The sequence below is a fragment of the Phaeobacter sp. JH20_34 genome (genome assembly GCF_048056095.1).
Classification (GTDB): Bacteria; Pseudomonadota; Alphaproteobacteria; order Rhodobacterales; family Rhodobacteraceae; genus Phaeobacter; species Phaeobacter bryozoorum.
Genome location: NZ_JAYMWT010000021.1, coordinates 1 through 21,370, shown reverse-complemented (window position 1 = coordinate 21,370; position 21,370 = coordinate 1). Strand labels below are relative to the sequence as shown.

General features: G+C 61.8%; 19 protein-coding genes, 1 tRNA gene and 1 pseudogene. 15 read left to right on the top strand and 6 right to left on the bottom strand.

Annotation, left to right across the window (positions count from 1 at the left end; all coding sequences use genetic code 11):
- Positions 1-25 precede the first annotated feature (25 nt).
- The 9 genes and pseudogenes from VWZ81_RS14705 to VWZ81_RS14665 all read left to right on the top strand — a co-directional run bounded on the left by VWZ81_RS14705 (position 26) and on the right by VWZ81_RS14665 (position 7,136).
- Positions 26-418 (top strand): hypothetical protein, encoded by a 393-nt coding sequence (locus tag VWZ81_RS14705; RefSeq protein ID WP_260108715.1) that lies wholly within the window; start codon positions 26-28, stop codon positions 416-418.
- Positions 419-501: 83 nt separating this feature from the next.
- Positions 502-726 carry a hypothetical protein gene (locus VWZ81_RS14700; RefSeq protein ID WP_260084249.1) on the top strand — a complete coding sequence of 75 codons (225 nt, stop codon included), beginning with the start codon at positions 502-504 and terminating at the stop codon, positions 724-726.
- Positions 726-2,186 (top strand): TolC family protein, encoded by a 1,461-nt coding sequence (locus VWZ81_RS14695; RefSeq protein WP_416542893.1) that lies wholly within the window; start codon positions 726-728, stop codon positions 2,184-2,186. Before VWZ81_RS14700 ends, VWZ81_RS14695 begins: the two co-directional genes overlap by 1 nt.
- A 14-nt stretch (positions 2,187-2,200) precedes the next feature.
- Positions 2,201-3,559 carry a multicopper oxidase family protein gene (locus tag VWZ81_RS14690; protein ID WP_416542894.1) on the top strand — a complete coding sequence of 453 codons (1,359 nt, stop codon included), beginning with the start codon at positions 2,201-2,203 and terminating at the stop codon, positions 3,557-3,559.
- 40 nt (positions 3,560-3,599) lie between these two features.
- Positions 3,600-4,289 (top strand): copper-binding protein, encoded by a 690-nt coding sequence (locus VWZ81_RS14685; protein WP_416542895.1) that lies wholly within the window; start codon positions 3,600-3,602, stop codon positions 4,287-4,289.
- Between the two features lie 53 nt (positions 4,290-4,342).
- Positions 4,343-5,545, top strand: coding sequence for an ABC transporter ATP-binding protein (locus tag VWZ81_RS14680; RefSeq protein WP_260088069.1), 1,203 nt, complete (start codon positions 4,343-4,345; stop codon positions 5,543-5,545).
- A gap of 11 nt (positions 5,546-5,556) precedes the next feature.
- Positions 5,557-5,997 carry a c-type cytochrome gene (locus VWZ81_RS14675; protein ID WP_416536276.1) on the top strand — a complete coding sequence of 147 codons (441 nt, stop codon included), beginning with the start codon at positions 5,557-5,559 and terminating at the stop codon, positions 5,995-5,997.
- Between the two features lie 66 nt (positions 5,998-6,063).
- Positions 6,064-6,861: pseudogene (locus VWZ81_RS14670) on the top strand (IS5 family transposase).
- Positions 6,801-7,136, top strand: a complete 336-nt coding sequence (locus tag VWZ81_RS14665) for a hypothetical protein (protein ID WP_340545239.1) — start codon at positions 6,801-6,803, stop codon at positions 7,134-7,136. The pseudogene VWZ81_RS14670 and the gene VWZ81_RS14665 overlap by 61 nt, the downstream one beginning before the upstream one ends.
- Positions 7,137-7,720: 584 nt before the next feature.
- Here VWZ81_RS14665 and VWZ81_RS14660 read toward each other — a convergent pair.
- Both VWZ81_RS14660 and metF read right to left on the bottom strand, forming a co-directional pair.
- Entirely contained in the window at positions 7,721-8,278 is a 558-nt protein-coding gene (locus VWZ81_RS14660) for a PaaI family thioesterase (RefSeq protein WP_374015305.1), read from the bottom strand.
- Positions 8,279-8,377: 99 nt separating this feature from the next.
- Positions 8,378-9,247 carry a methylenetetrahydrofolate reductase [NAD(P)H] gene (gene metF / locus VWZ81_RS14655; protein ID WP_260087554.1) on the bottom strand — a complete coding sequence of 290 codons (870 nt, stop codon included), beginning with the start codon at positions 9,245-9,247 and terminating at the stop codon, positions 8,378-8,380.
- Between the two features lie 96 nt (positions 9,248-9,343).
- Here metF and VWZ81_RS14650 point away from each other — a divergent pair, with 96 nt between their 5' ends.
- Together VWZ81_RS14650 and VWZ81_RS14645 are read left to right on the top strand one after the other, a co-directional pair.
- Positions 9,344-10,249, top strand: a complete 906-nt coding sequence (locus VWZ81_RS14650) for a LysR family transcriptional regulator (protein ID WP_260087555.1) — start codon at positions 9,344-9,346, stop codon at positions 10,247-10,249.
- Positions 10,250-10,429: 180 nt separating this feature from the next.
- On the top strand, positions 10,430-11,215 hold the full coding sequence (locus VWZ81_RS14645; protein WP_340545240.1) for an inositol monophosphatase family protein: 786 nt from the start codon (positions 10,430-10,432) through the stop codon (positions 11,213-11,215).
- 90 nt (positions 11,216-11,305) lie between these two features.
- On the opposite strand, the gene VWZ81_RS14640 is transcribed toward VWZ81_RS14645, so the two are convergent.
- From VWZ81_RS14640 to putA, 3 genes are all read right to left on the bottom strand, one after another.
- Entirely contained in the window at positions 11,306-11,719 is a 414-nt protein-coding gene (locus tag VWZ81_RS14640) for a GFA family protein (protein WP_416536271.1), read from the bottom strand.
- 40 nt (positions 11,720-11,759) lie between these two features.
- Positions 11,760-12,536 (bottom strand): rhomboid family intramembrane serine protease, encoded by a 777-nt coding sequence (locus VWZ81_RS14635; protein WP_340545242.1) that lies wholly within the window; start codon positions 12,534-12,536, stop codon positions 11,760-11,762.
- Between the two features lie 77 nt (positions 12,537-12,613).
- Positions 12,614-16,090, bottom strand: a complete 3,477-nt coding sequence (putA, locus tag VWZ81_RS14630) for a bifunctional proline dehydrogenase/L-glutamate gamma-semialdehyde dehydrogenase PutA (protein WP_416540343.1) — start codon at positions 16,088-16,090, stop codon at positions 12,614-12,616.
- Positions 16,091-16,226: 136 nt separating this feature from the next.
- Between putA and VWZ81_RS14625 the strand changes: the two genes are divergently transcribed.
- From VWZ81_RS14625 to VWZ81_RS14610, 4 genes are all read left to right on the top strand, one after another.
- The gene (locus tag VWZ81_RS14625; RefSeq protein ID WP_416536269.1) at positions 16,227-16,700 is read left to right on the top strand and encodes an Lrp/AsnC family transcriptional regulator; all 474 of its coding nucleotides are present in this window, start codon (positions 16,227-16,229) and stop codon (positions 16,698-16,700) included.
- 69 nt (positions 16,701-16,769) lie between these two features.
- Positions 16,770-17,402: a tetratricopeptide repeat protein gene (locus VWZ81_RS14620; RefSeq protein ID WP_416536268.1), complete on the top strand. Its 633-nt coding sequence runs from the start codon at positions 16,770-16,772 to the stop codon at positions 17,400-17,402.
- A gap of 144 nt (positions 17,403-17,546) precedes the next feature.
- Positions 17,547-17,632, top strand: a tRNA-Leu gene (locus VWZ81_RS14615).
- 30 nt (positions 17,633-17,662) lie between these two features.
- Positions 17,663-18,637 carry a glycosyltransferase family 2 protein gene (locus tag VWZ81_RS14610; protein WP_416542896.1) on the top strand — a complete coding sequence of 325 codons (975 nt, stop codon included), beginning with the start codon at positions 17,663-17,665 and terminating at the stop codon, positions 18,635-18,637.
- A gap of 133 nt (positions 18,638-18,770) precedes the next feature.
- Here VWZ81_RS14610 and VWZ81_RS14605 read toward each other — a convergent pair whose 3' ends face one another.
- Positions 18,771-21,299, bottom strand: a complete 2,529-nt coding sequence (locus VWZ81_RS14605) for an ATP-binding protein (RefSeq protein WP_416542897.1) — start codon at positions 21,297-21,299, stop codon at positions 18,771-18,773.
- Between the last annotated feature and the right edge of the window lie 71 nt (positions 21,300-21,370).

Below are 21,370 nucleotides of genomic sequence, written 5' to 3'. Positions count from 1 at the left end.
GGGTCCTTTCGGAAGAAATAACCGCATGGCGTTTATGGCACATATTCTTCGGCTGATCAGGGTGACTGCTACATGTGCAGTGATCATTGTGCTGGGTTTTTCGCTGCCATCCGCCGCGCATACTGTCGCGGGGCACCACGGCAATACGCTGACTGCGCAAAGTGCTAGCAACCACGGCGACGTTGCCGTGATCGCCGCTGCGCAAGACGTTTCCACGGCCGGGGCGCATGATCCCCAGGAGGCGTCGCAAAATGCTGCCGACACTGGAAACTGTTGCCTAGGCGCCTGTATGGCGGTTGGCGTGATCTCCCTGGAGTCGGCGGAAATCGCCCTCAAGCGCCCAGTGCGCTGGCGGCAAGCAGCTTCGCAGCTGCCGTCCCAGCAACTGAACTCCCTGCTGCGTCCTCCGAAAGCCTGAAACATCTGAACCGTTTTTAACGGCCGCTAATCACTCCTGCACATCCATGCAGGAGCCGCGCAGATATTTCTCAGGAAAAACACATGAAATCTCTCTTACTGGCCGGGGCGGGCGCCCTGCTGCTGGGGGCGTGCGCCAAGTCACCGGCGGCGCTGCCCGATACCGCAGACTTGCAACGTGCCGCCGCGCCCTCCGGCCCCTACCGGTCCCTGAATTACCAGTCCCCTTTCAGGGGATTTGAAAACCACACGCCCCGCGGCCCTGCGTCCTGGCGCGGTGTCAACGGGCAGCAGCAGGAGAACCACTGATGACAGCGAAAACTTGGCGCGTTCTTTTGGCGTCGCCCCTGGTGCTGGCCGCCTGTTCGGCGGCGGTGCCGGAGAAATACACCAGCCCGCAGGCCGGGTTTCAGGAGGTCGCCAGCCAAACCGCGGCCGCAATCGGCAAGCGCACGGCCTTTGCGCGGACACAGGCCCAGAACGAGGCGCTGGCGAAAGAAGTCCGGCAGTTGGTGCAGGGCAAGACAATCTCTGCCGATACCGCGGTGCAGGCGGCGCTTTTGAACAATAAAGGCCTGCAGGCGTCTTATGCCGCAGTCGGGCTGTCGGCGGCGGAGGCCTGGCAGCAGATGACGCCGGAGAACCCGGTGGTCTCGATCGGCCTGATGGGGATCGGCGCGCCGGAACTGGGCCTGTACCGGGCTCTGGAATCCACCATCGCCGTGAACCTGCTGGACGTGAAGACCCGCAAGCAGCGCATCGCCGTGGCTGAGACGCAGTTTCAGCAGGCGCAGCTGAATGCGGTGAACGATACGCTGGCATTGGCGGGGCAGACCCGGCTGGCCTGGATCAATGCCGTGGCGGCCTTTGAGCGGCTGAGCTATCTGCGCCAGGCTGGCGAGACAGCAGCGGCGGGGGCAGAGCTGGCCAGCCAGCTGGGTAGGACCGGCGCGCTGAACAAGGCGAGCCAAGCGCGGGAGTTCGCCTTTAACGCGGAGCTTGCAGGGCAGGTGGCCCGGGCGCAGCTGGAAGCAAAGCTCGCCAAGGAGGAGCTGACCCGGCTGATGGGGCTGTGGGGCAGCGATGCCAATTACTATGTGCCCGACGCGCTGCCGCCGCTGCCCAAATCGCTGAGCAAAGTGTCGGCCATCGAAAAGGCGGCGCTGCAGAACCGGGTAGACCTGCAGGTGGCCAAGCTGGGGCTGGAAGCGCAGGCTCGGGCTTTTGGCCTGGCAGACCGGACCCGGCTGGTCACCGACCTGGAACTGATCGCTGGGGCCGAGTCCGAGCGCGAGCGGGAGGACGGGGTGACAGACACCGAAACCCTGCCGCAGCTGGAACTGGAGTTCGCCATCCCGGTGTTCGACACCGGCAAGGCGCGGATGCGCAAGGCGGAGCTGTCCTACATGCAGGCGGCCAATGCGCTGGCGGAACGGGCGGTCACTGTCCGCTCAGAAGCCCGCAGCGCAGAGCTGGCCTATCACTCCTCTTACGAGATTGCGCGCCACTACCGCGACGTGCTGCTGCCGCTGCGCCGGACAATCGAGGAGGAAGGGCTGCTGAGTTACAACGGCATGATCACCAGCACCTTCGAACTGCTGACAGACGTGCGCGAAAAGCTGGCGGGCTCGCTGGAAGCGGCCAACGCCAAGCGCGATTTCTGGCTGGCGCAGGCCAATGTAGGTGCCGCGATCTATGGCGGCGGCACGGGGTCCGCTCCGCAGGGCGGCAGCGCCGAGATCGCTGCTGGCGGCGGCGAAGGCCATTGAAAGGATCAAATGACATGATGAACAGACGTCAAATGCTTGGGGCCGGCGCGGCGGGGGCTGCGCTGGTGTCCAGCCAGGCCTGGGGCAAGACCGCGAACATGGGGCTGCCCGAGGCCGCCAGCATGAACAGCGCGGCGACCCAGCCGCCGCTGGCCCCTACCACCGGGCCGGACTACAACCCTGTGGTCACCCTGAACGGCTGGACGCTGCCGTTCCGGATGAACAACGGGGTGAAGGAATTCCACCTGGTGGCCGAGCCGGTCGAGCGCGAGCTGGCCGACGGCATGACCGCCCATCTGTGGGGTTACAACGGCCAGTCCACCGGTCCCACCATCGAGGCGGTGGAGGGCGACCGGGTGCGGATCTTCGTCACCAACAAGCTGCCGGAGCATACCACGGTACATTGGCACGGGCTGATCCTGCCTTCCGGTATGGACGGGGTTGCCGGCCTCAGCCATCCCGGCATCCCGCCCGGCAAGACCTTTGTGTATGAGTTCGACCTGATCAAATCCGGCACCTTCATGTACCACCCGCACGGGGATGAGATGGTGCAGATGGCGATGGGCATGATGGGGATGTTCATCGTGCATCCCAAGGACCCCTCCTTCATGCCCGTCGACCGGGATTTCCTGATCATGCTGAACGCCTTCGACATCGACCCCGGCTCTTATGTGCCGCGGGTGATGGAGATGACAGACTTCAACCTGTGGTGCTGGAACAGCCGGATCTTCCCGGACATCGACCCGCTGGTGGTCAATCAGGGCGACCGGGTGCGGGTCAGGACCGGCAACCTGACCATGACCAACCATCCGATCCACATGCACGGCTACGACTTTGAGGTCACTTGTACCGACGGCGGCTGGGTTCCGGAAAGCGCCCGCTGGCCGGAGGTGTCGATCGACATTCCCGTCGGCGCCATGCGTGCCTATGAGTTCGACGCGGTGCATCCGGGTGACTGGGCGATCCACTGCCACAAGTCCCACCACACGATGAACGCCATGGGCCACGACATTCCGACCTTCATCGGGGCCGACAAGCGCAAGCTGACCGGTCAGATCCGCAAGCTGCAGCCAGAATACATGCCGATGGGCACCTCAGGCATGGCGGATATGGGTGAGATGTCGATGCCGCTGCCCGACAACACCGTGCCGATGATGGCCGGTTGGGGGCCTTACGGGCCGCTGGAAATGGGCGGCATGTTCTCGGTCGTGAAGGTGCGCGAGGGCATCGGCGCAGACGACTACAGCGATCCCGGCTGGTACGAGAACCCGCCCGGCACCCAGGCCTATGAGTGGACCGGACAGCTCCCGGAGACTGCCCGCGTCGAAGACGCGCAGACGCGCATTACCCCCAAACCACCCGTCAAGGGCTGACCAGCCCTTGACCTCAACCAAACCTAATAAGGAAACAAACATGAACAAAGCTCTTTACACCGCCCTTCTTTGCCTACTTCCCGCAGCTCCGGTCTTTGCCGATGGAACACACGGCGGCGGCCATGATGGCGGCATGGAAGTTGGCAAGCCCGGCGACCTGTCCCGCACGGACCGCGAGGTCGCCGTCACCATGATGGAAACCGATGACGGGGAGATGCTGTTTGAGCCTTCCAGCTTTTCTTTTGTTAAGAATGAGACGGTGAAATTTGTGATTACCAACGCCGGTGAGCTGGAGCATGAGTTTGTGCTGGATACAGCAGAGCGTAATATTCGGCACAAGGCGATGATGGCCGAAATGGAGATGGAACATGATGATCCGAACTCGGTGCGCCTAGATCCGGGTGCAAGCGGAGAGGTCATCTGGACCTTCTCCAATGCAGGCACATTCGAGTTCGCATGCCTGATCCCTGGTCATTATGAATCGGGCATGCACGGGCCGGTTGCCGTGCTGGCTGATAGCTTCACCAAGGGCACGGTAAAAAAGCTCGATACCAAATCTGGCAAGGTTACCATCATCCATGAGGAACTGGTGAACCTGGAGATGCCCGCGATGACCATGGTGTTTCGGGTAGCGGATCACGCGATGCTGGACCAGCTCGAGGTTGGCGATGCCATCGAGTTCGTTGCCGAGCGGATCCAGGGCAAGCTTACCGTGACGGCCCTGAACTAAGTTAGGCGGGAGGCGGGCCATCCCGCTTCCCGTGTTTTCCAGCAGAGAATTCGATGCCCAAATTTCACAGTCTAGCGCATGATGCAGCGGCGGCACTTGGCTTCAGCTATGACAGCAGCGCGCCGGCCTGGCTGCATCCGGTGATGCATCTGGTGCTGGTTCTCGCCCCGGCACTGCTGGCAGCAACCTTGGCGGTTCAGGCGGCCTTGCTGCTGCGCAGGCATCTTCGGACCGTCGTGTCACCTGATGAAGCGATACCGGGGCAGGCAGCCGGAATTCGGGCCAGTCTTCCGCGCCATATCCTGACCGCCACCGGACGGCAGCAGGCAGTCCTGGTTGTGCTGAGCCTGACCGCCATGCCCACCCTCTACCTGACACTTGAACTGCCCAAGCAGATCGTGAACCGTGTTTTTGAAAGCCAAGACGGGACGGTTGCGGTCCTGGGATATGACCTCCCGCAAATCTCGCTGCTGTTTGTGCTTTGCGGCGCCTATCTGGCGGTTATATCGCTCAACGGCCTCAATAAATACTGGCTGAACATCTGCAAGGGTCGGGTCGCCGAGAGCTTCGTGCGCCGGCTCCGCCTTGCAGTCTACCGCCAGTGGCGACGAAAGCACCCCGCGCAGCGCCAGGCTGCCATCATGCCAGTACTTGGTCCCGAGGTTGAGCCTGTCGGCGGCTTTGCCTCCGAACTGCTGGCAGTCCCGCTGCTTCAAGGCGGAACCCTCGCGACAATCCTTCTGTTCATGTTCGTGCAGGATCCGATCCTTGCGGCTGCTGCGCTCACAGTGCTCCCTTTGCAACTGATCATCGTGCCGCGACTGCAGCGGCGGGTAAATGCGGTATCCCGCAAACGTATCCGCGAGATGCGCCTGCTTGGTGGCCATCTGGACTTGCAACTGCGGGAGTTGGGCTCCGGCGTTCTGCCGGTTGCGCAGAGCTTCCGCCAACTGCAGGATCTGCGACTGCAGATCCACCGGCTGAAATTCCTTGCCAAGGCCATCAACAACTTCCTGACAGCCTTGACCCCGTTCCTGTTCTATTCCCTGGGCGGCTATTTTGTTTTGCAGGAGCGCGTCTCGCTGGGTGCGCTTGTGGCGATGCTATCGGCACACAAGGAGTTTTCCTCACCGCTGAAGGATCTGTTCCGTTTCTACCAGCAAAGCGAGGATGTGCGGATCCGCTACCAGGAAATTCGCGCCTTCGCGGCGCTTTCCGGCGGGATACTGAGACCAGCGCCTGACTTCCAAAGATGAAAGAACTTCTCATGAACAAAATCACCACGATCATTGCTGCTGCGACCTTTTCAGCGGGAGCGACCTATTTCGTACTTCGCAGCGCTGGCGGAAACGAAGCGGCCCTGCAGGGTTCCGTTTTGGAATACGGTGCCCCCCTTACGGACGTTCAGCTGCCGCACGACTTGAGCCAGACTGCAGCAATCGGCAAACGCGCCTTTGATGCGGTCTGCGCCGAGTGCCATGGTACGAATGCCGCAGGACGAAACGGGATTGGGCCGCCGCTGGTTCATAACATCTATGAACCATCTCACCATGGTGACGCTGCTTTCCTGCTCGCCGTCCGCAACGGAGTGCGGGCACACCACTGGGATTTTGGCAGCATGCCGCCGCAGCAGGGGCTTACCGATGGCGACGTCAGTGGCATCATCCGCTATGTGCGGGAACTGCAGGAAGCAAATGGTATCCGCTAGCTAGGGTCAGGCCCCATTGATTTCCGCTTGGCTGGATGGTTCACGGTTCGAAAACGAGCGGTGAACATGTCTGATCTTTTCTGGCTGAGGGACGCGCAGGTGGCGCGCCGTGAGCCTTATTTTCCGAAGTCCCACGGCGAACCACGCGTTGATGACGGGCGGGTGCTGGGTGGGATTATCTTCATTAATATCAGTATCTTACGTTGGCGCGATGCGCCTATAGCATATGGCCCGCAGAACACCCTATACAACCGTTGGAAGCGGTGGAGCGACAAAGGCATTTTCGCTCGGATGATGATCGGCCTGGCCGCCGAGGATGGCGAACAGAAGACCGTGATGATCCCCTCTCATTGATTGCTGCGTAATCAACTGCCGGGCAGTGGACGCGACCTATTTGAAGGTGCATCGCACTGCGACCAGCATGGCCGCGAAAAAGGGAGGCGCGGTAGTCTGATCGGTCGCACCAAGGGCGGCATGAATACCAAACTGCATGCCATTTGCGACAGCTAGGGGCGCCCGCTCAGCCTGTTCGTCACGGCCGGTCAGGTCAGCGACTACATTGGCGCACGGGCATCGCTGAGCAGCCTGCCTGATGCCGACCGGCTGCTTGGGGACCGCGGATATGACGCTGATTGATTCAGAGATGTGTTGAAAGACAAAGGGATACGCGCATGTATCCCAGGCCGAAAACAGCGCAAAAAGCCCGTCAAGTACGACAAGCGGCGCTACAACCGCCGCAACCGGATCGAGATCATGTTCGGCAGGCTCAAGGGCTGGCGACGTATCGCAACCCGCTATCACCGTTGCCCCAAGGTCTTCCTCTCAGCAATCGCTTTGGCTGCAACTGTCACTTACTGGCTATGAGTCCTGACCGCTATGCTTGGTTCCTGTCCCAGCACAACAGCATTTTCTTTGGAGGGATTGCTATTCTCGGATTCCTGCTTCGGGATGTGACCGATGGGACAACCCTCCGGAGGCTGCTGACCGGGATGATGGCAACCAATGCGCTTGGGTTTATCGTAACGCTATATGCCGCCATGATTGGTGTCTTTACCGGCTTTGGCTGGTCGGACTCCGCCTTCTTTGTATTTCTTGCGGCGATGAGTTTCTTACAACTTAAAAAGTCTGATCAAGCCTGATCATCAGAAACAGAGTTCGGGTCGCTCAGCTCCGAACGCCTTCCTTAAAATCTGGCCCTACTCGTTCGTGATCCGGACACCAATCAGCTGACAACCTGAGCAATGTGTGAGCGGCTGCTTTGAGATAATCCGCTGCACCGTCGCAAACGCCACGTCGCAAGCGCAACGGTTGTCTGCATGAGCACTGGCCGCACGGACAAAAGGCGGGTTTGTCCGCATTGTGTCAGCTCACCGGCTCTATAGCCTCGCAGGCGCAGCGAACGGCAGGAACTGCGGGCCGCACCGCAGCAGAAACCCTCGGCTGGTTGCGTCAAGCAGCCGAGTTGCAAGGGGCGCTTTGCTGCGAAGCTCTGTCACAGAGCCTAGGCCCAGCATCCGCTGGTCTGGTCTCAATGCCCGCTTTCGCGGCGTCTTCCATCAACGAACGCTGTCGTTCTCATCGCACCAGATGCGGGAGAAGCGGTTCTGGCTTGATTTTTTATGCGTTGGCCAAAAGAGCCCGGCGCGCTCCCTCTGGGAGCGATCTTTGGGGGAGTTTCCGAACTCCAAGCAGCGCCTGCACCGGAGGGGAAGCGCTTCGGCGCTTAGCCGGCGGTGATCTGCATCACGATGCAGGTGGTGGAGCCGGTGGCATAGAGGCGGCCATCCGCAAGCCCGCGCAACTCACCATGGGCGACACCGGTCGAGCGCCCGACATGGTCGGTCATCCCGATACATTCGATTTCAGTGCCGAGTGGGATGGAACGCAGGATATTTACCTTGAATTCCAGCGTGGTATAGGCTGCTCCCTTCGGCACGCGGGTCATCACTGCGCAGGCCATGGCGCTGTCCAGCAGGGTGCCGTACCAGCCGCCGTGGACCGTGCCCATTGGATTGGTCACAGCAAATTCCGGGGTGCCGCGAAACACGACTTTGCCTGCCTCGACGCTGTGCAGGTGGTAGCCCAGTCTCTCGCCAATGGGCGGACCGGGCAGGCGACCTGCGAGAATGCCCTGCATGAAGTCCAGCCCGGACATGCCGGTGATGTCCTCGGGGCGCAGCAGGTCGTCCGGGCCGGTCGCGCGGCGCAGAGGGGAAGCGGCTGCGGCGGTGGTGGAGGACGTCTTGGCCGACGTTTCGGGCGAACTTATGGGTGAGGTCATGCAGAAATCCTGATCCGGTCGGCAAAGACGATGCCCCCGCCGACAGCGGCAGGGGCGACCAGATCAAAGGCTAGGAGGACAGCGGTGGCAGGACAAGCGCTACGCCACGTTCTCCAGCGAGACCGTTGGTGTGATGCCAAGCGCAAAGCAGACATCGCGGGTCAGCTCGGGCCGGTTCAGCGTGTAGAAATGCAGCTTGTCAACGCCGTTGTCCATCAGATCGGAGCAGAGCTCGGTGCACAGCGCCGTGGCAAGCAGGTCCTCGCGCCCATCGCGGATCGCCTTGTCAAACGCATCGTCGATCCAGGCCGGAATATTGGTGCCACAGCGTTTGGCAAAATTGCGCGCGCCCTTCCAGTTTTCGATGGGTAGGATACCGGGCGTGATGCGGCTGGTGTCGATCCCGGCCTTGGCGCAGTCATCGCGAAAGCGCAGGAATGTATCGGCTTCAAAGAAGAACTGGGTCAGCGCCTCATCGGCGCCAGCGTCCAGTTTGCGCTTCAGCCAGTCGACATCCGCACGCGCGCTAGTGGCCTCCGGGTGGCGGTCGGGATAGGCGCCGACGCGGATCGAGAACTGATCGCGCTCTGCCAGCGCCGAGATCAGCTCGACCGAATTGGCAAAACCCTCGGGGTGGGGTTCAAACCCGGCGGAGCCTTTTGGCGGATCGCCACGCAGGGCAACGATTTCGCGCACGCCGGCCTCGGCAAACTGGTCGGCAATCTCCATGGTCTCGGATTTGCTGGCGTTCACGCAGGTCAGATGCGCAGCCACATTGAGACCGGAGGATTTATGCAGCGTTGCCACCGCATCGCGGGTCAGGTCGCGGGTGGTGCCGCCGGCCCCATAGGTGACGGAGACAAAGCGGGGCGCCAGCGGCGCCAGTGTCTGAACCGTATCCCAGAGCCGGAAAGAGGCCTCCAGCGACTGCGGCGGGAAGAATTCAAAAGAGATGTCAGGGGTCGTCATTTTCAAAAGCGCTCCGCATGATTTCATCTCTTGTTGCATAGCGTCTATTGTGAAACAATTTCATAATACTCAAGAACAACATGAGCGACACGATAGATGCACATCGAATTTCGTCACCTGCGCACCATCAAGGCCATACATCAGGAAGGCGGGTTGGCGCGGGCGGCCGATCAGCTGAATATCACTCAGAGTGCGCTGAGCCATCAGATCAAGGGGCTGGAGGATCAGGCGGGGGTCGAACTGTTCCTGCGCCGCTCCAAGCCGATGAAACTGTCGGCGGCGGGGCTGCGGCTGCTGCGGCTGGCGGATCAGGTGCTGCCACAGGTGGAGGCGATGCAGGCGGAATTCTCGGCCCTGCGTGACGGAAACACCGGGCGGATGTATATCGCCATCGAATGCCACGCCTGTTTTGAATGGCTGTTCCCCGTGCTGGAGGGGCTGCGCAAGAACTGGGCCGATGTCGATGTCGATATTCGCCCCGGCCTTGCCTTTGACGCGCTGCCTGCATTGCAAAAGGAGGAGGTCGATCTGGTGGTGTCCTCCGATCCAGAGGTGCTGCCGGGAATCGAATTTATCGAGTTGTTTGACTATAAACCGGTTTTTGTTGCCTCGGCGCTGCATCCGCTGGCTGAGAAACCCTATGTTGAGGCCGAGGATTTTCGCGGCGAGACCCTGATCACCTATCCGGTGGACAAGGCACGGCTGGATATCTTCAGCCAGCTGCTGACGCCTGCGGGCGTGGAACCTGCCGGCATCCGGCAGGTGGAGCTGACGGCGGTGATCCTGCTCTTGGTGGCGTCGAACCGGGGTGTTTCGGTGCTGCCGGACTGGGTGGTGCGGGAGGTCAAATATTCCTCCGACTATGTGACCCGGCCGCTGACTTCCAAAGGGATCACCCGCAGGCTTTATGCGGCGATCCGCAGTGAAGATCGTGAAAAACCCTATATGCAGGAGCTGATCCGACTGGCCAAGGTGGAGGCGCGCAGGCTGCAACAGCAGTAGTGCGCGAACACTGGCGGTGGCGCAGGGGGCAGAGCAGGGCATACCCATGCGCCAGAGGCATAGCTCTCATGTGTCGTGCTGGTGCGTTCAGGCCCCTATTGGGCCTTGGCAAGCGGCAATCAGGCGCGTATAGGCACGGTTTGACCGACATCTCCCCCTTTTCGCTCAGGAGTCTTTCGCATGATTGGCAGCGCAAACCTCAACATCATGATCAAAGCTGCCCGCAAGGCGGGGCGGTCGCTGGTCAAGGATTTTCGCGAAGTTGAAAACCTTCAGGTGTCGAGAAAGGGGGCAGGCGATTTTGTCTCCAAGGCCGATATCGCTGCCGAGAAGATCCTGAAAGAAGAGCTGATGGGCGCCCGCCCCACTTACGGCTGGCTGGCCGAAGAGGGTGGCGAAGAAGAAGGCGCAGATCCGACCCGCCGCTGGATCGTCGACCCGCTGGATGGCACCACCAACTTCCTGCACGGTCTGCCGCATTGGGCGATTTCCATCGCGCTGGAGCATAAGGGCAAGGTTGTCGCCGGTGTTGTGTATGATGCCGCCAAGGACGAGATGTTCTTTGCCGAAAAAGGTGCTGGCGCCTGGATGAATGACACCCGGATCCGGGTCTCGGGCCGTCATCGCATGATCGAGTCGATCTTTGCGACGGGGCTGCCGTTTGCCGGTCGTTCCGACCTGCCTGCAACCCTGCAGGATCTGGCGCGTCTGATGCCTGCCTGCGCCGGTGTGCGTCGCTGGGGCGCGGCTGCGCTGGATCTGGCCTATGTGGCGGCGGGCCGCTACGAGGGCTACTGGGAGCGCCGCCTGAATGCCTGGGATCTGGCTGCGGGTGTGATCATCGTGCAGGAGGCAGGCGGCCTTATCGAAGCGGTGAACCCCGAGGATGATATCCTTACCTCCGGGGATGTGCTCTGCGCCAATGAGTCGATTTACGACAGCTTTGCCAAGGTGATCCGGGGCTGATGCCGCCCCGGTTTTTTCGCTGGATTTGACGTATTTAAACGCGGCCCCTCGGGTCGCGTTTTTGTTTTGCGGCTGATTTGCGGCGTCTGCCTAGCGGTCAGAGGGGTGATTCACCCCGTCGTGCCAGGGAATGTCACCATAGGTTTCGGCGTGGGTGCGCGGGTTGCCACCGTCGATGCAGCCCAGATTGATCCCGCATTCTGCCGGATCGGAACGGCGCTGGTGATAGACGTAGATGCCGCATGTCTTGCAGAAATAGTGTTTCGCCGTATGGCTGCCCCAGGTGTAGAGGCTGAGATTTTCGGCGCCTTTGAGAATGGTCAGGCTGGCGGTACGCGCGGTCACTGCCGCGGCCCCGCGACGGATGCAGAAGGAGCAATTGCAACGGCTGGCTGAGGCGAGCCCGTCAGGCAGCTCGGCTCTGATTACAACGGCGCCGCAATGACAGCTTGCCTGCCAGGGCTGGGCGCCGTTCTGCGGCGTGGCGGAGGTGGATGCGGACATCTGCTGCGGCCCTTTGTTTGAGATTGCGATATCTGGACGGCTACTTGCCCCAGGGGGTGTTGCGCCGGTTGGGGGCGGATGGCCTGCGCTGCACGCGTGGGATGCGGCTGTCGGTATAGCTGACCTCGGGATGAGGTGGATGGCCGTGGGTCTTGCCCCAGTACACCGGCCCGCCGCGCCTGAGCCAGAGCGGTAGTGTCAATACCAGCCCGACGCCGAAACCGCCGGCATGCGCCCAATAGGCGACGCCGCCTGCCTGAGGGTCAGAGCCAATCCCGCCGAGGAACTGCATGCCCAGCCAGACGCCCAGCATGACGAAGGCAGGGATCGAGAAGACGCGGAAATAGATGATCAGGATCAACAGGATATCGACGCGCGCCCGTGGGAACAGCAGTAGGTAGCCGCCCATGACACCGGCAATGGCGCCGGAGGCCCCGACCAGCGGCACCAGCGAGTCCGGGGCACTTGCGACATGGACCAGCCCGGCGCCGATACCGGAAACAAGGTAGAAGGCGAGAAAGGTGAAATGCCCCATCTCGTCCTCCATGTTGTCGCCAAAGATCCATAAAAACAGCATGTTGCCGCCTAGGTGCATCCAGCTGCCATGCAGAAAGGTCGAGGTGAGCAGGGTTTTCCAGTCATAGCCTGCCATGATCTCCGCCGGCAGCAACGCATAGGCGTTGTAGAGCGCGGTCAGGCGGCGCGGGCTGTCATAGCCAAAGTAGGTCAGCGCAAAGATCGCGATATTCGCAACCATGAGCGCATAGGTCACATAGGGCGTGCGCCCGGAGGGGTTGTGGTCACGGATTGGAAACATGGGGGAACGCTGGGCCGGATATGGCCCAGCGTCAAGAGTTTAGCCGGATATTGTGCGCATTGGCCTGACGCTCGCGGTCAGGACATGCCGCCAAGCAGGGCTGCGTTGCCGCCTGCGGCGGTGGTGTCGACGCAGACATGCCGTTCGGCCTGTACCCGTGCCACATCCGGCAGGCCGGGGATCAGCGGCAGGATTGGCCCGTTGCGTCGCGCCAGCCCAGTTTCAATCTCGCGCGCGGTTGCCTCATCACCCCACCAGATCACCCCGGAGATGCCCTCTGCGGTCAGAAGCAGGGGCATATCGCAGGGGCCGGTCGCTTCGATCGCGGTGCCGCCGAGCGCGTGAACGGCGCGGGCCTGGGCCGCCACGGCCTGTGGTCCCGGTCCCAAGCAGAGCAGCGGTGGGCGGGCCTGCTGCGACAGGCGGTTCGATTCGCCGGTCGGGCCGGGCAGGCTGGTTGTGGTCTGCTGCATTGGCTGACCTGTTGGTGCTGGCAGGGACACCATCGCTGCGGTATCGGCGGGCCAGCTGTCGGTGCTCTGCTGACGGTCAGGCGCACAGAAACGCGTCATGTAGAAGGGGCCGCCGGCCTTGGGACCGGTGCCGGACAGGCCTTCGCCCCCAAATGGCTGGCTGCCGACGATGGCACCGATCTGGTTGCGGTTCACATAGAGGTTGCCTGCGTGAATACGGTCGCAGACATATTGCACCCGGTCGTCGATCCGCGTGTGCAGGCCAAAGGTCAGCCCATAGCCGGTGGCATTTATATCGTTGATGATCCGGTCGAGATCCTGCGATCTGAAGCGGGCGACATGCAGGACCGGGCCAAAGATCTCCTGTTCCAGCGCGCTGATGCCGGAGACTTCGATCAGGGTTGGCGCCACGAAGGTGCCGCCCTGCGGTGCGGTCAGTTCCTTCAGCACCCGGCCCTCGGCGCGGGCGGTGTCGATATGGGCGAGAATACCGGCGCGGGCGGCCTCGTCGATCACCGGTCCGCTGTCGGTTGCCAGGTGCCAGGGATCGCCAAGCCGCAGGGCATCCATCGCGCCTTTGAGCATTTTCAACACGTTATCGGCGATATCTTCCTGGAGGTAGAGGCAACGCAGGGCCGAGCAGCGCTGACCTGCCGACTGAAAGGCGCTTTCGATGACGGCCTGAACGGCCTGTTCCGGCAGCGCGGTGCTGTCCACGATCATCGCGTTGAGACCACCGGTCTCGGCAATCAGCGGCGCGCCGGGACGCAGGTGCTCGGCCATGGCAGCGCGGATTTTCAGTGCGGTTGCAGTGGAGCCGGTGAAAGCGACGCCGCCGACGCGCGGATCTGAGGTCAGCGCGCCGCCAACAGCGCCGCCGCCGGGCAGCAGCTGCAACGCCTCTTTCGGGACGCCTGCCTCATGCAGCAGCGCGATGGCGCGATGGGCGATCAGCGGGGTCTGCTCGGCCGGTTTCGCGAGCACTGCATTGCCGGTTGCCAGGGCGGCTGCAATCTGGCCGGAGAAAATCGCCAGCGGGAAGTTCCAGGGCGAGATGCAGGTGAACACGCCGACCGGCGGCTCTGCTGGAATGCGGGCGGCGTAGTAGCGCAGGAAATCCACCGCTTCGCGCAGCTCGGCCACACAGTCGGGCAGCGTCTTGCCCGCTTCGCGCGTCAGCAGCGCAAACAGTTCGCCATAATTGGCCTCGTAGAGGTCGGCGGCCCGGTTCAGCACTTCGGCGCGGATGTCGGCGCTGGCTTGCCACGGGGCTGCGGCGCCGAGGGCCGCCTCGATTTCGGCCTGACCGGCGCTGTGCACCTGGCCTACCGTGGTGAGATCAGCCGGGTTGCGTACTGCGTCTTCGGTGGTGCTGGGGCTCGCGGGCGCCTTGGCCAGCAGGGGCGCTGCGGTCCAGCTGTGGCTCTTCCAAGGCGCGCGGGCGGCGTCGATCGCCGCAAGGGTGGGGGCGTGGCCCAGATCGAACCCGGTGGAGTTCGGCCGCTCCGGCTGGAACAGCTCCGGTCCGCTGCGCAGGTTCGCAGTCAGATCCTCGACCTGATCGAAGGGATCGGCGGCGACCACTTCGGGAGGCACGTTTTCATCAACGATCTGGTTCACAAAGGAGCTGTTGGCGCCATTCTCCAGCAGACGGCGGACCAGATAGGCCAGCAGGTCGCGATGGGCGCCAACCGGCGCATAGATCCGGCAGTGGGTGCGGTTCTGTTCCAGCACCATCTGATGCAGGGTCTCGCCCATGCCATGCAGGCGCTGAAACTCATAGGCGCCTTTGTCGGTGTCCTTGGCCATATGCAGAATGGCTGCGACGGTATGGGCGTTATGGGTGGCAAACTGCGGGTAGATCCGGTCAGTCATCGACAACAGTTTGCGGGCGTTGGCGATGTAGGACACATCGGTCAGCGATTTATGGGTGTAGACGGGGAACCCATCGACGCCCTCGACCTGGGCGCGCTTTACCTCGGTGTCCCAATAGGCGCCTTTGACAAGGCGGACCATCAGGCGGCGGTCATAGCGGTTGGCCATATCATAGAGGGCATCCAGCGCCACTCCGGTGCGCGGTCCATAGGCCTGCACCACCACACCAAACCCATCCCAGCCAGCAAGCGCGGGATCGGAGATCACCTCTTCGATCACCTCAAGCGACAGGGACAGGCGGTCGGCCTCTTCGGCGTCGACGTTCAGCCCCATGCCGGCGGCCTTGGCCAGCAGCGCCAGCGCCTGCAGGCGCGGCACCAGTTCCTCCATGACGCGGGTTTCCTGCGCCAGTTCGTAGCGCGGATGCAGCGCCGAGAGTTTGACCGAGATACCGGGGTTCTGGCGGATATCCTCGCTGTCGCAGGCGGCGGCGATGGCCGAAATCGCGCGGGAATAGGCCAGGTGATAGCGGGCGGCATCCGCTTCGGTGCGGGCGGCCTCTCCCAGCATGTCGTAGGAATAGGTGTAGCCTTTGGCTTCCATCCCGGCGGCGCGTTTCATGGCCCCTTCAATGGTCTCGCCCAGCACGAACTGGCGACCCATTTCCTTCATCGCGCGGCTGACGGCGGTGCGGATCACCGGTTCGCCCAGACGTTTGATGGCGCCGCGCAGCGCCGAGACCGGGCTGCGTTTTTCGTCAAGCACCTTGCCGGTCAGCATGAGGGCCCAGGTCGACGCATTGACCAAAGAGGAGGTGGATTTGCCCAGATGCTTGCCCCATTCCGACGGCGCGATCTTATCCTCGATCAGCGCGTCGATGGTGTCGGCGTCGGGCACCCGCAAGAGCGCCTCGGCCAGGCACATCAGGGCAACGCCCTCGTCGGTGGAAAGACCGTATTCGGCGAGAAATACTTCCATCAGGCCGGGCGAGGAATGGCCCCGGATGTCGCGCACCAGGGCGGCGGCATTGGCGCAGATGGTGCGACGGTCCGCAGCGCTGAGATCGGCCAGCGCAAACAGCCGGTCGCGCATCTGAGCCTGATCAACATAGGTGCCCGCGTCGATGCGGTAGCGCAGCGCCTCCGCGTGGTCCGCAGTCTGTGCGGAGGACAGGGGGGGCGTGGGCCGGGATTGGGTCGCTGTCATTTTAGGGAACTCTCCGAAGGAACCACAGGTCGTGCCGTGGTTGGTCTATCCGCATATGATATCGCGAAATTGCCGGGACAATCGCCCTATGTTGTGCAATCAATAGGCATAACGCCCAAAAAAGGATCTCAGGACAATGCAAATAGACTTTCCGGGCATGGATCGGTTCGATCAGGCGATTCTGGAGGCGCTTGGAGAGGATGGCCGCATGTCCATCGCGGATCTGGCGCGGCGGATCGGCCTGTCCAAAACGCCGACACAGGCGCGGCTGCGGCGGTTGGAGACCGAGGGCTTCATTACAGGCTATCGGGCGCTGATCGATCCGATCCGGCTGGGCCTGGATCACGTCGCCTTTGTCGAGGTGAAGCTGACCGATACCCGAGAGGAGGCGCTGGCGAAATTCAATGCGGCGCTGGCGCGGGTGCCCGAGATCGAACAGGCCCATCTGATGGCCTCGCATTTCGACTATCTGCTAAAGGTGCGGACGCGGTCGATGTCGGCTTATCGTGCGGTGCTGGGCGAGAAGATTTCGGCGCTGCCGCATGTCGCGTCGACTTCCACCTATGTCGCCATGCAGGCAGTAATTGAGGATAGCGCGCTGCTGCCGTGACCCCCCAAGTCGTGACGTCCACGCGAAATCGTGACTTGTCCGGCGATCGCTTTGCGGCAGAATAGGGGGATGCGACAGTCTTGGATTGCCCCGTTTCTAGCTCTTGGCCTCGCGGCCGCTGCACCCTTTGCTCTGGCCGAGGGGGCGGGCCAGGCGAGAGAAGCCGAGGCGGCCGGGGCCTGTCCTGCCGCACCGGATCACCGTAATGCGGTCGAAGGGCTGATCCGCCGCGTGCAGGCGGCAAGCGATGAGATGACGGCGCAGGCCATTTCCAACCAGTTCTGGCAATATTGGGCAGATGCACCCAATGCTCAGGCGCAGGCGCTGCTGGATCGGGGGATGACCCGGCGCTCGGCCTTTGACTTTCTCGGTGCACTGGAGGCATTTGACAGGTTGGTCGCCTACTGCCCGGATTACGCCGAGGGCTACAATCAGCGCGCTTTTGTCCATTATCTGCGGCGGGATTTTGGCGCGGCGCTAACGGATCTGGATCGCGCAATCGCCCTGTCGCCGCGTCATGTTGCGGCGCTGAGTGGTCGGGCGCTGTCGCTTTACGGGTTGTCGCGCCTGACGGAGGCGCGCCAGGCGCTGGAGCAGGCGCTGGCGCTCAATCCTTGGCTGCCGGAGCGGCATCTGGTCGCGCCGGGTGGTCCATTGGCACCGGAAGGGGCAGGCCCGACGGCGCCCGAAGTGGACCTGTGATCTGTGGGCATTGAGACCCCTGTTTCGCATGACGCGGCGTCCGAAACACCGATGCGGGAAAAATTCCATGATCCGTGAGATATCCCATTGTGCCGCTGCGGCGTCCTCGCTAGGTCTGTGATTGCAACGGGCCAAGCCCGCTGTGCGGACGTGGTGGAATGGTAGACACCGGAGACTTAAAATCTCCTGGCCGTATGGCCGTGCGGGTTCGAGTCCCGCCGTCCGCACCAGTTTCCTCAGTTTGAGATCAGGAGCCTCAGTTGTCTTTTACGCTGGTTGCGACTGCCAAGAATGAGGGGCCCTCGATCCTGGAATGGGTCGCCTACCACAAGATGATCGGGTTTCAGAACATCATCATCTATCAGAACGACTCTGATGATTTTACAGATGAAATTCTGAAAACTCTGCGTGATCTCGGTGAAATTTCCTATTTCTACAATCGGGCTGAACGCGGGCGACATCAGGTCAAAGCCTACAAACGTGCCGCGCGCCAGCCGGAGTTCCGGGATGCGCGATGGGTCCTTGCGCTTGATCTTGACGAGTTTCTCGTCGTTCACACCGGCGCGGGAACCGTCGGCGATCTCATTGATGCCGTGCCGGACTGCGACCAGATCATGGTGAACTGGAAGAAGTTTGGCAGCGCAGGCAGTGCAACCCTGTCGGAGCAGCTGGTGGTGGAGACCTTTTTGCTGGCCGAGGATGACGAACGGGTTGCTACGCATCTGACACCGTTCAAGACGATGTTTGATCCTGCTGCCCATGAGCGGTGCGGCATCCACAGGCCAAATGGCGCGAAGCTTCCCGATGATCAGATCAGAATTTGCAATGGATCCGGCCTGCCGAGCAGCGCCTACGAACATCGCAATTTCAGGGCCAAGGACCCCAGCCTGCGCGCGCTGGCCCAGATCAACCACTACATCACCAAGGATGCGGCGAGTTTTGTTCTGAAGTCGCACCGCGGCAGTGCCCATCAGGCGAACCGGCTGATTGATCGCAAATACTGGCTGCGCCGCAATCACAATGTTCAGGCCGATACACGGCTTGCGGCCAAGGCTGATAGAATCAGGGCGGGTATGGCCGCATTGGATGTGGCGTCGGGCGGGCGGTTGTTTGACCTGCGCAGCAAGGCCATCGCGCTGCATCGCGCCCGGTTTGAGGCGTTGATGAAAGAGGCCGCCTATCGCGAACTCTATGAGTTCTGTCTGGAAAATCAGATGCTGCCGACAGGCGGCTGACCGTTGAGGTCTCCCCTAGATCCGATCGTTCTGCTGCCCATTCGCCGGATGGATTATCAACCCCAAGGCCGCAGGAGGGCGTCGGCCGTGGTGTTGCGGAGTGGTTGGATGAGGGCGTAAGCCGAGGCTGGCGTCAGGAGTTGGTGCCGTCCTTGGTCTGATCCTGCGGTGCCGCGCGTTCGGCTTGCACGGCGGCGATGGTTTCCAGCAGCAGCGGCTTGCGGATCGGTTTTTGCAGAAAACGGTCCATCCCGGCATCCAGGCAGGCGCGGCGATCGCTGTCAAACGCATTGGCCGTCAATGCGATGATCGCGGGCTGGGCCATGTCGCTGGCGCGGATCTGGCGGGTTGCAGTCAGGCCATCGACCTCGGGCATCGACATATCCATCAGGATGATGGCGGGTTGATGGTCGCGGCACATATCTACCGCTTCGCGTCCATTTTCGGCTTCGATCACCTTCAGCGGCGTGTCGGCCAGGAATTTCAGGATCAGCAGGCGGTTGGTGCGGTTGTCATCAGCCAGCAGCAATACCCCCGGACCAAGCTGCGGCTGGGAGGTTTCCCGGCTGATCTGGGTCGGGGCGATGGGGGCCGTGCGGGCAGCTGAAAGGCGGATTTCCAAGCGGAAGCAGGCGCCGTTGCCGGCGCTGGATTGCAGGCTGATACCGCCGCCCATGCGCTGTGCGAGGATATTGGAGATGGTCAGCCCCAGACCGGTTCCGCCATAGTGGCGTGTGGTTGCGGCATCGGCCTGCGAAAACCGCTCAAATACGTGTTTGGCCTGATCTTCGGAGATGCCAATGCCGGTGTCCACCACGTCGATAAAAAGATGATAGGGATCCTTTGCTCCGCGACTGACGTGCAGGGCGACACTGCCATCGTGGGTGAATTTCACCGCATTGCTCAGCAGGTTGACCAGGATCTGGCGCAGCCGACCGTCATCGCCATGGACCTGTTCGGGCAGGTCATGGGCAAAGCTCAGGGTAAAGGATAGCCCCTTTTCGCGCAGCTTCGGCCTGAGCACGTCGACGGCGCCGTCGACGCATTTGCGCAGGTTGAAATCGACCGTGCTGATTTCCATCTTTCCGGCCTCGAGCCGGGACAGATCCAGGATGTCGTTGATGATTTTCAACAGCGCGACTGAGGAATCACGGATGGTTTCGACACATTGCTCCTGTTCCTCCGACAGCGGGCTCTCAGCGAGGATGTCGGACATGCCGATGATCCCATTCATCGGCGTGCGGATCTCGTGGCTCATATTGGCGAGGAATTCGGTTTTTGCCTGATCGGCCTTTTCGGCGGATTGTTTGGCCTGGGTGAGCTGGGTGTTGCGATGGGTCAGCTGCTGGTTCGCGCGCTTCAACTCGTTGTTCAACTCAACATCGCGGGTGACATCCCATTCGACACCGATCATCCGGTTGCGCCCCCGTCGATCACGGAACGAACAGCCCATGGCCCGGATATTCTTATGAGTGCCATCTTTCAGCTCGATGCAGAAATCGACCGAGTGGTTGTTGCCATTGCGTAGCGCCTCCTGGAAGCCGCTAATAACGCGATCGCGATCCTTGGCGTGCAGAAACGATCGCCAGAGCGACAAAGGCACTTCACCGGCTTCGGCAGGGTCCCCGTAGAGTTCACGCATCCGGCGGTCCCAGAGGGCGTTGTCAGAAGTCTCGTCTATTTCCCAGATGCCGATTTTCGAGGTTTCAACAGCCATTTCGAGACGGCGCGAGAGCGCCTCCAGATCACGTTCGCGCCGTTTGAGTGTCTGGATCACCGAACGCCGCGCTGCGGACAGGCGACCGGCGAGCGCGGTTGGAAACAGAATGAAGGCGCCAGCCAGCAGAACGGTGAACCGCAGTTGCCACTGGTTGTCTGCATGGGCGGGCCAGCCACCTTTGGGCCGGGCAGCCAGCTGCCAGGTGCCTACGGGCAGGACAATGTCCATCAGGACCGGGTTGTCCTTCAGTATGCTCGGGTCACCGTAGAACTGCTCGCCCTCGGCGCCCCTGCCGTCTTTGCCGACCAGCGCCACGTCGATCATAAGATCCGGGTTGTTGAGCCCCCCTTGGGTATAGATGGCATCGACATCAATCACCGCCGAGAGAATGCCCCAGAATGATCTGGTCGCTTGCGGGCCCGCGAAGATCGGAAAGCGGGCGATCATACCGCGACCGCCCTGCAGCAGATTGACCGGTCCGGCAAGGACAAGGTCGCCGCTGTCGCGTGCGCGGAGCGCCGCAGCACGCTGGGCTTCGTTCTTGCGGTAGTCCAAGCCAATTGCAGCCTCGTTACCCGCAATCGGATACATCAGGCGGATCACCAGATCCGGCGCCGCGGCGATGTTGCGCAGACTTGCTTCATCAGCAATCAGTTGTGACGCCAGCTCGGCAAAGCGCCGCTGCGTCATGTCGGGTTCGGTCGAGAGGACCGCCTGCAGCCCGCGCACCAGCTGGATATCGGCTGACAGGTTTCCCTCGATCCGGGCGCGGATCAGCCCCGCTTCATATTGAACATCCGCGCGCAACTTCTGTTCATAGATTGTGTCATTCTGGGACTCGGCAGACAGCCCGGCCGCCACGATCACCACAAAGGCGACCAGGGTCGGAAGATAGGTCCGATTGTTCAGCGCCTGGATCCATGCTTTGGGCCGAAAACTCATGAAGGCTACACCGGTGGTTATCGTTTACTGCAATCTAGGGTCATTTCTGTCGCAAAACTGTTCAGCCAGTA

Bases quoted from the DNA above. Each gene is read 5' to 3' on its own strand.
- VWZ81_RS14705 (WP_260108715.1), top strand. From the start codon at position 26: ATGGCGTTTATGGCACATATTCTTCGGCTGATCAGGGTGACTGCTACA.
- VWZ81_RS14700 (WP_260084249.1), top strand. From the start codon at position 502: ATGAAATCTCTCTTACTGGCCGGGGCGGGCGCCCTGCTGCTGGGGGCG.
- VWZ81_RS14695 (WP_416542893.1), top strand. From the start codon at position 726: ATGACAGCGAAAACTTGGCGCGTTCTTTTGGCGTCGCCCCTGGTGCTG.
- VWZ81_RS14690 (WP_416542894.1), top strand. From the start codon at position 2,201: ATGATGAACAGACGTCAAATGCTTGGGGCCGGCGCGGCGGGGGCTGCG.
- VWZ81_RS14685 (WP_416542895.1), top strand. From the start codon at position 3,600: ATGAACAAAGCTCTTTACACCGCCCTTCTTTGCCTACTTCCCGCAGCT.
- VWZ81_RS14680 (WP_260088069.1), top strand. From the start codon at position 4,343: ATGCCCAAATTTCACAGTCTAGCGCATGATGCAGCGGCGGCACTTGGC.
- VWZ81_RS14675 (WP_416536276.1), top strand. From the start codon at position 5,557: ATGAACAAAATCACCACGATCATTGCTGCTGCGACCTTTTCAGCGGGA.
- VWZ81_RS14660 (WP_374015305.1), bottom strand. From the start codon at position 8,278: ATGACCTCACCCATAAGTTCGCCCGAAACGTCGGCCAAGACGTCCTCC.
- metF (WP_260087554.1), bottom strand. From the start codon at position 9,247: ATGACGACCCCTGACATCTCTTTTGAATTCTTCCCGCCGCAGTCGCTG.
- VWZ81_RS14650 (WP_260087555.1), top strand. From the start codon at position 9,344: ATGCACATCGAATTTCGTCACCTGCGCACCATCAAGGCCATACATCAG.
- VWZ81_RS14645 (WP_340545240.1), top strand. From the start codon at position 10,430: ATGATTGGCAGCGCAAACCTCAACATCATGATCAAAGCTGCCCGCAAG.
- VWZ81_RS14640 (WP_416536271.1), bottom strand. From the start codon at position 11,719: ATGTCCGCATCCACCTCCGCCACGCCGCAGAACGGCGCCCAGCCCTGG.
- VWZ81_RS14635 (WP_340545242.1), bottom strand. From the start codon at position 12,536: ATGTTTCCAATCCGTGACCACAACCCCTCCGGGCGCACGCCCTATGTG.
- putA (WP_416540343.1), bottom strand. From the start codon at position 16,090: ATGACAGCGACCCAATCCCGGCCCACGCCCCCCCTGTCCTCCGCACAG.
- VWZ81_RS14625 (WP_416536269.1), top strand. From the start codon at position 16,227: ATGCAAATAGACTTTCCGGGCATGGATCGGTTCGATCAGGCGATTCTG.
- VWZ81_RS14620 (WP_416536268.1), top strand. From the start codon at position 16,770: ATGCGACAGTCTTGGATTGCCCCGTTTCTAGCTCTTGGCCTCGCGGCC.
- VWZ81_RS14605 (WP_416542897.1), bottom strand. From the start codon at position 21,299: ATGAGTTTTCGGCCCAAAGCATGGATCCAGGCGCTGAACAATCGGACC.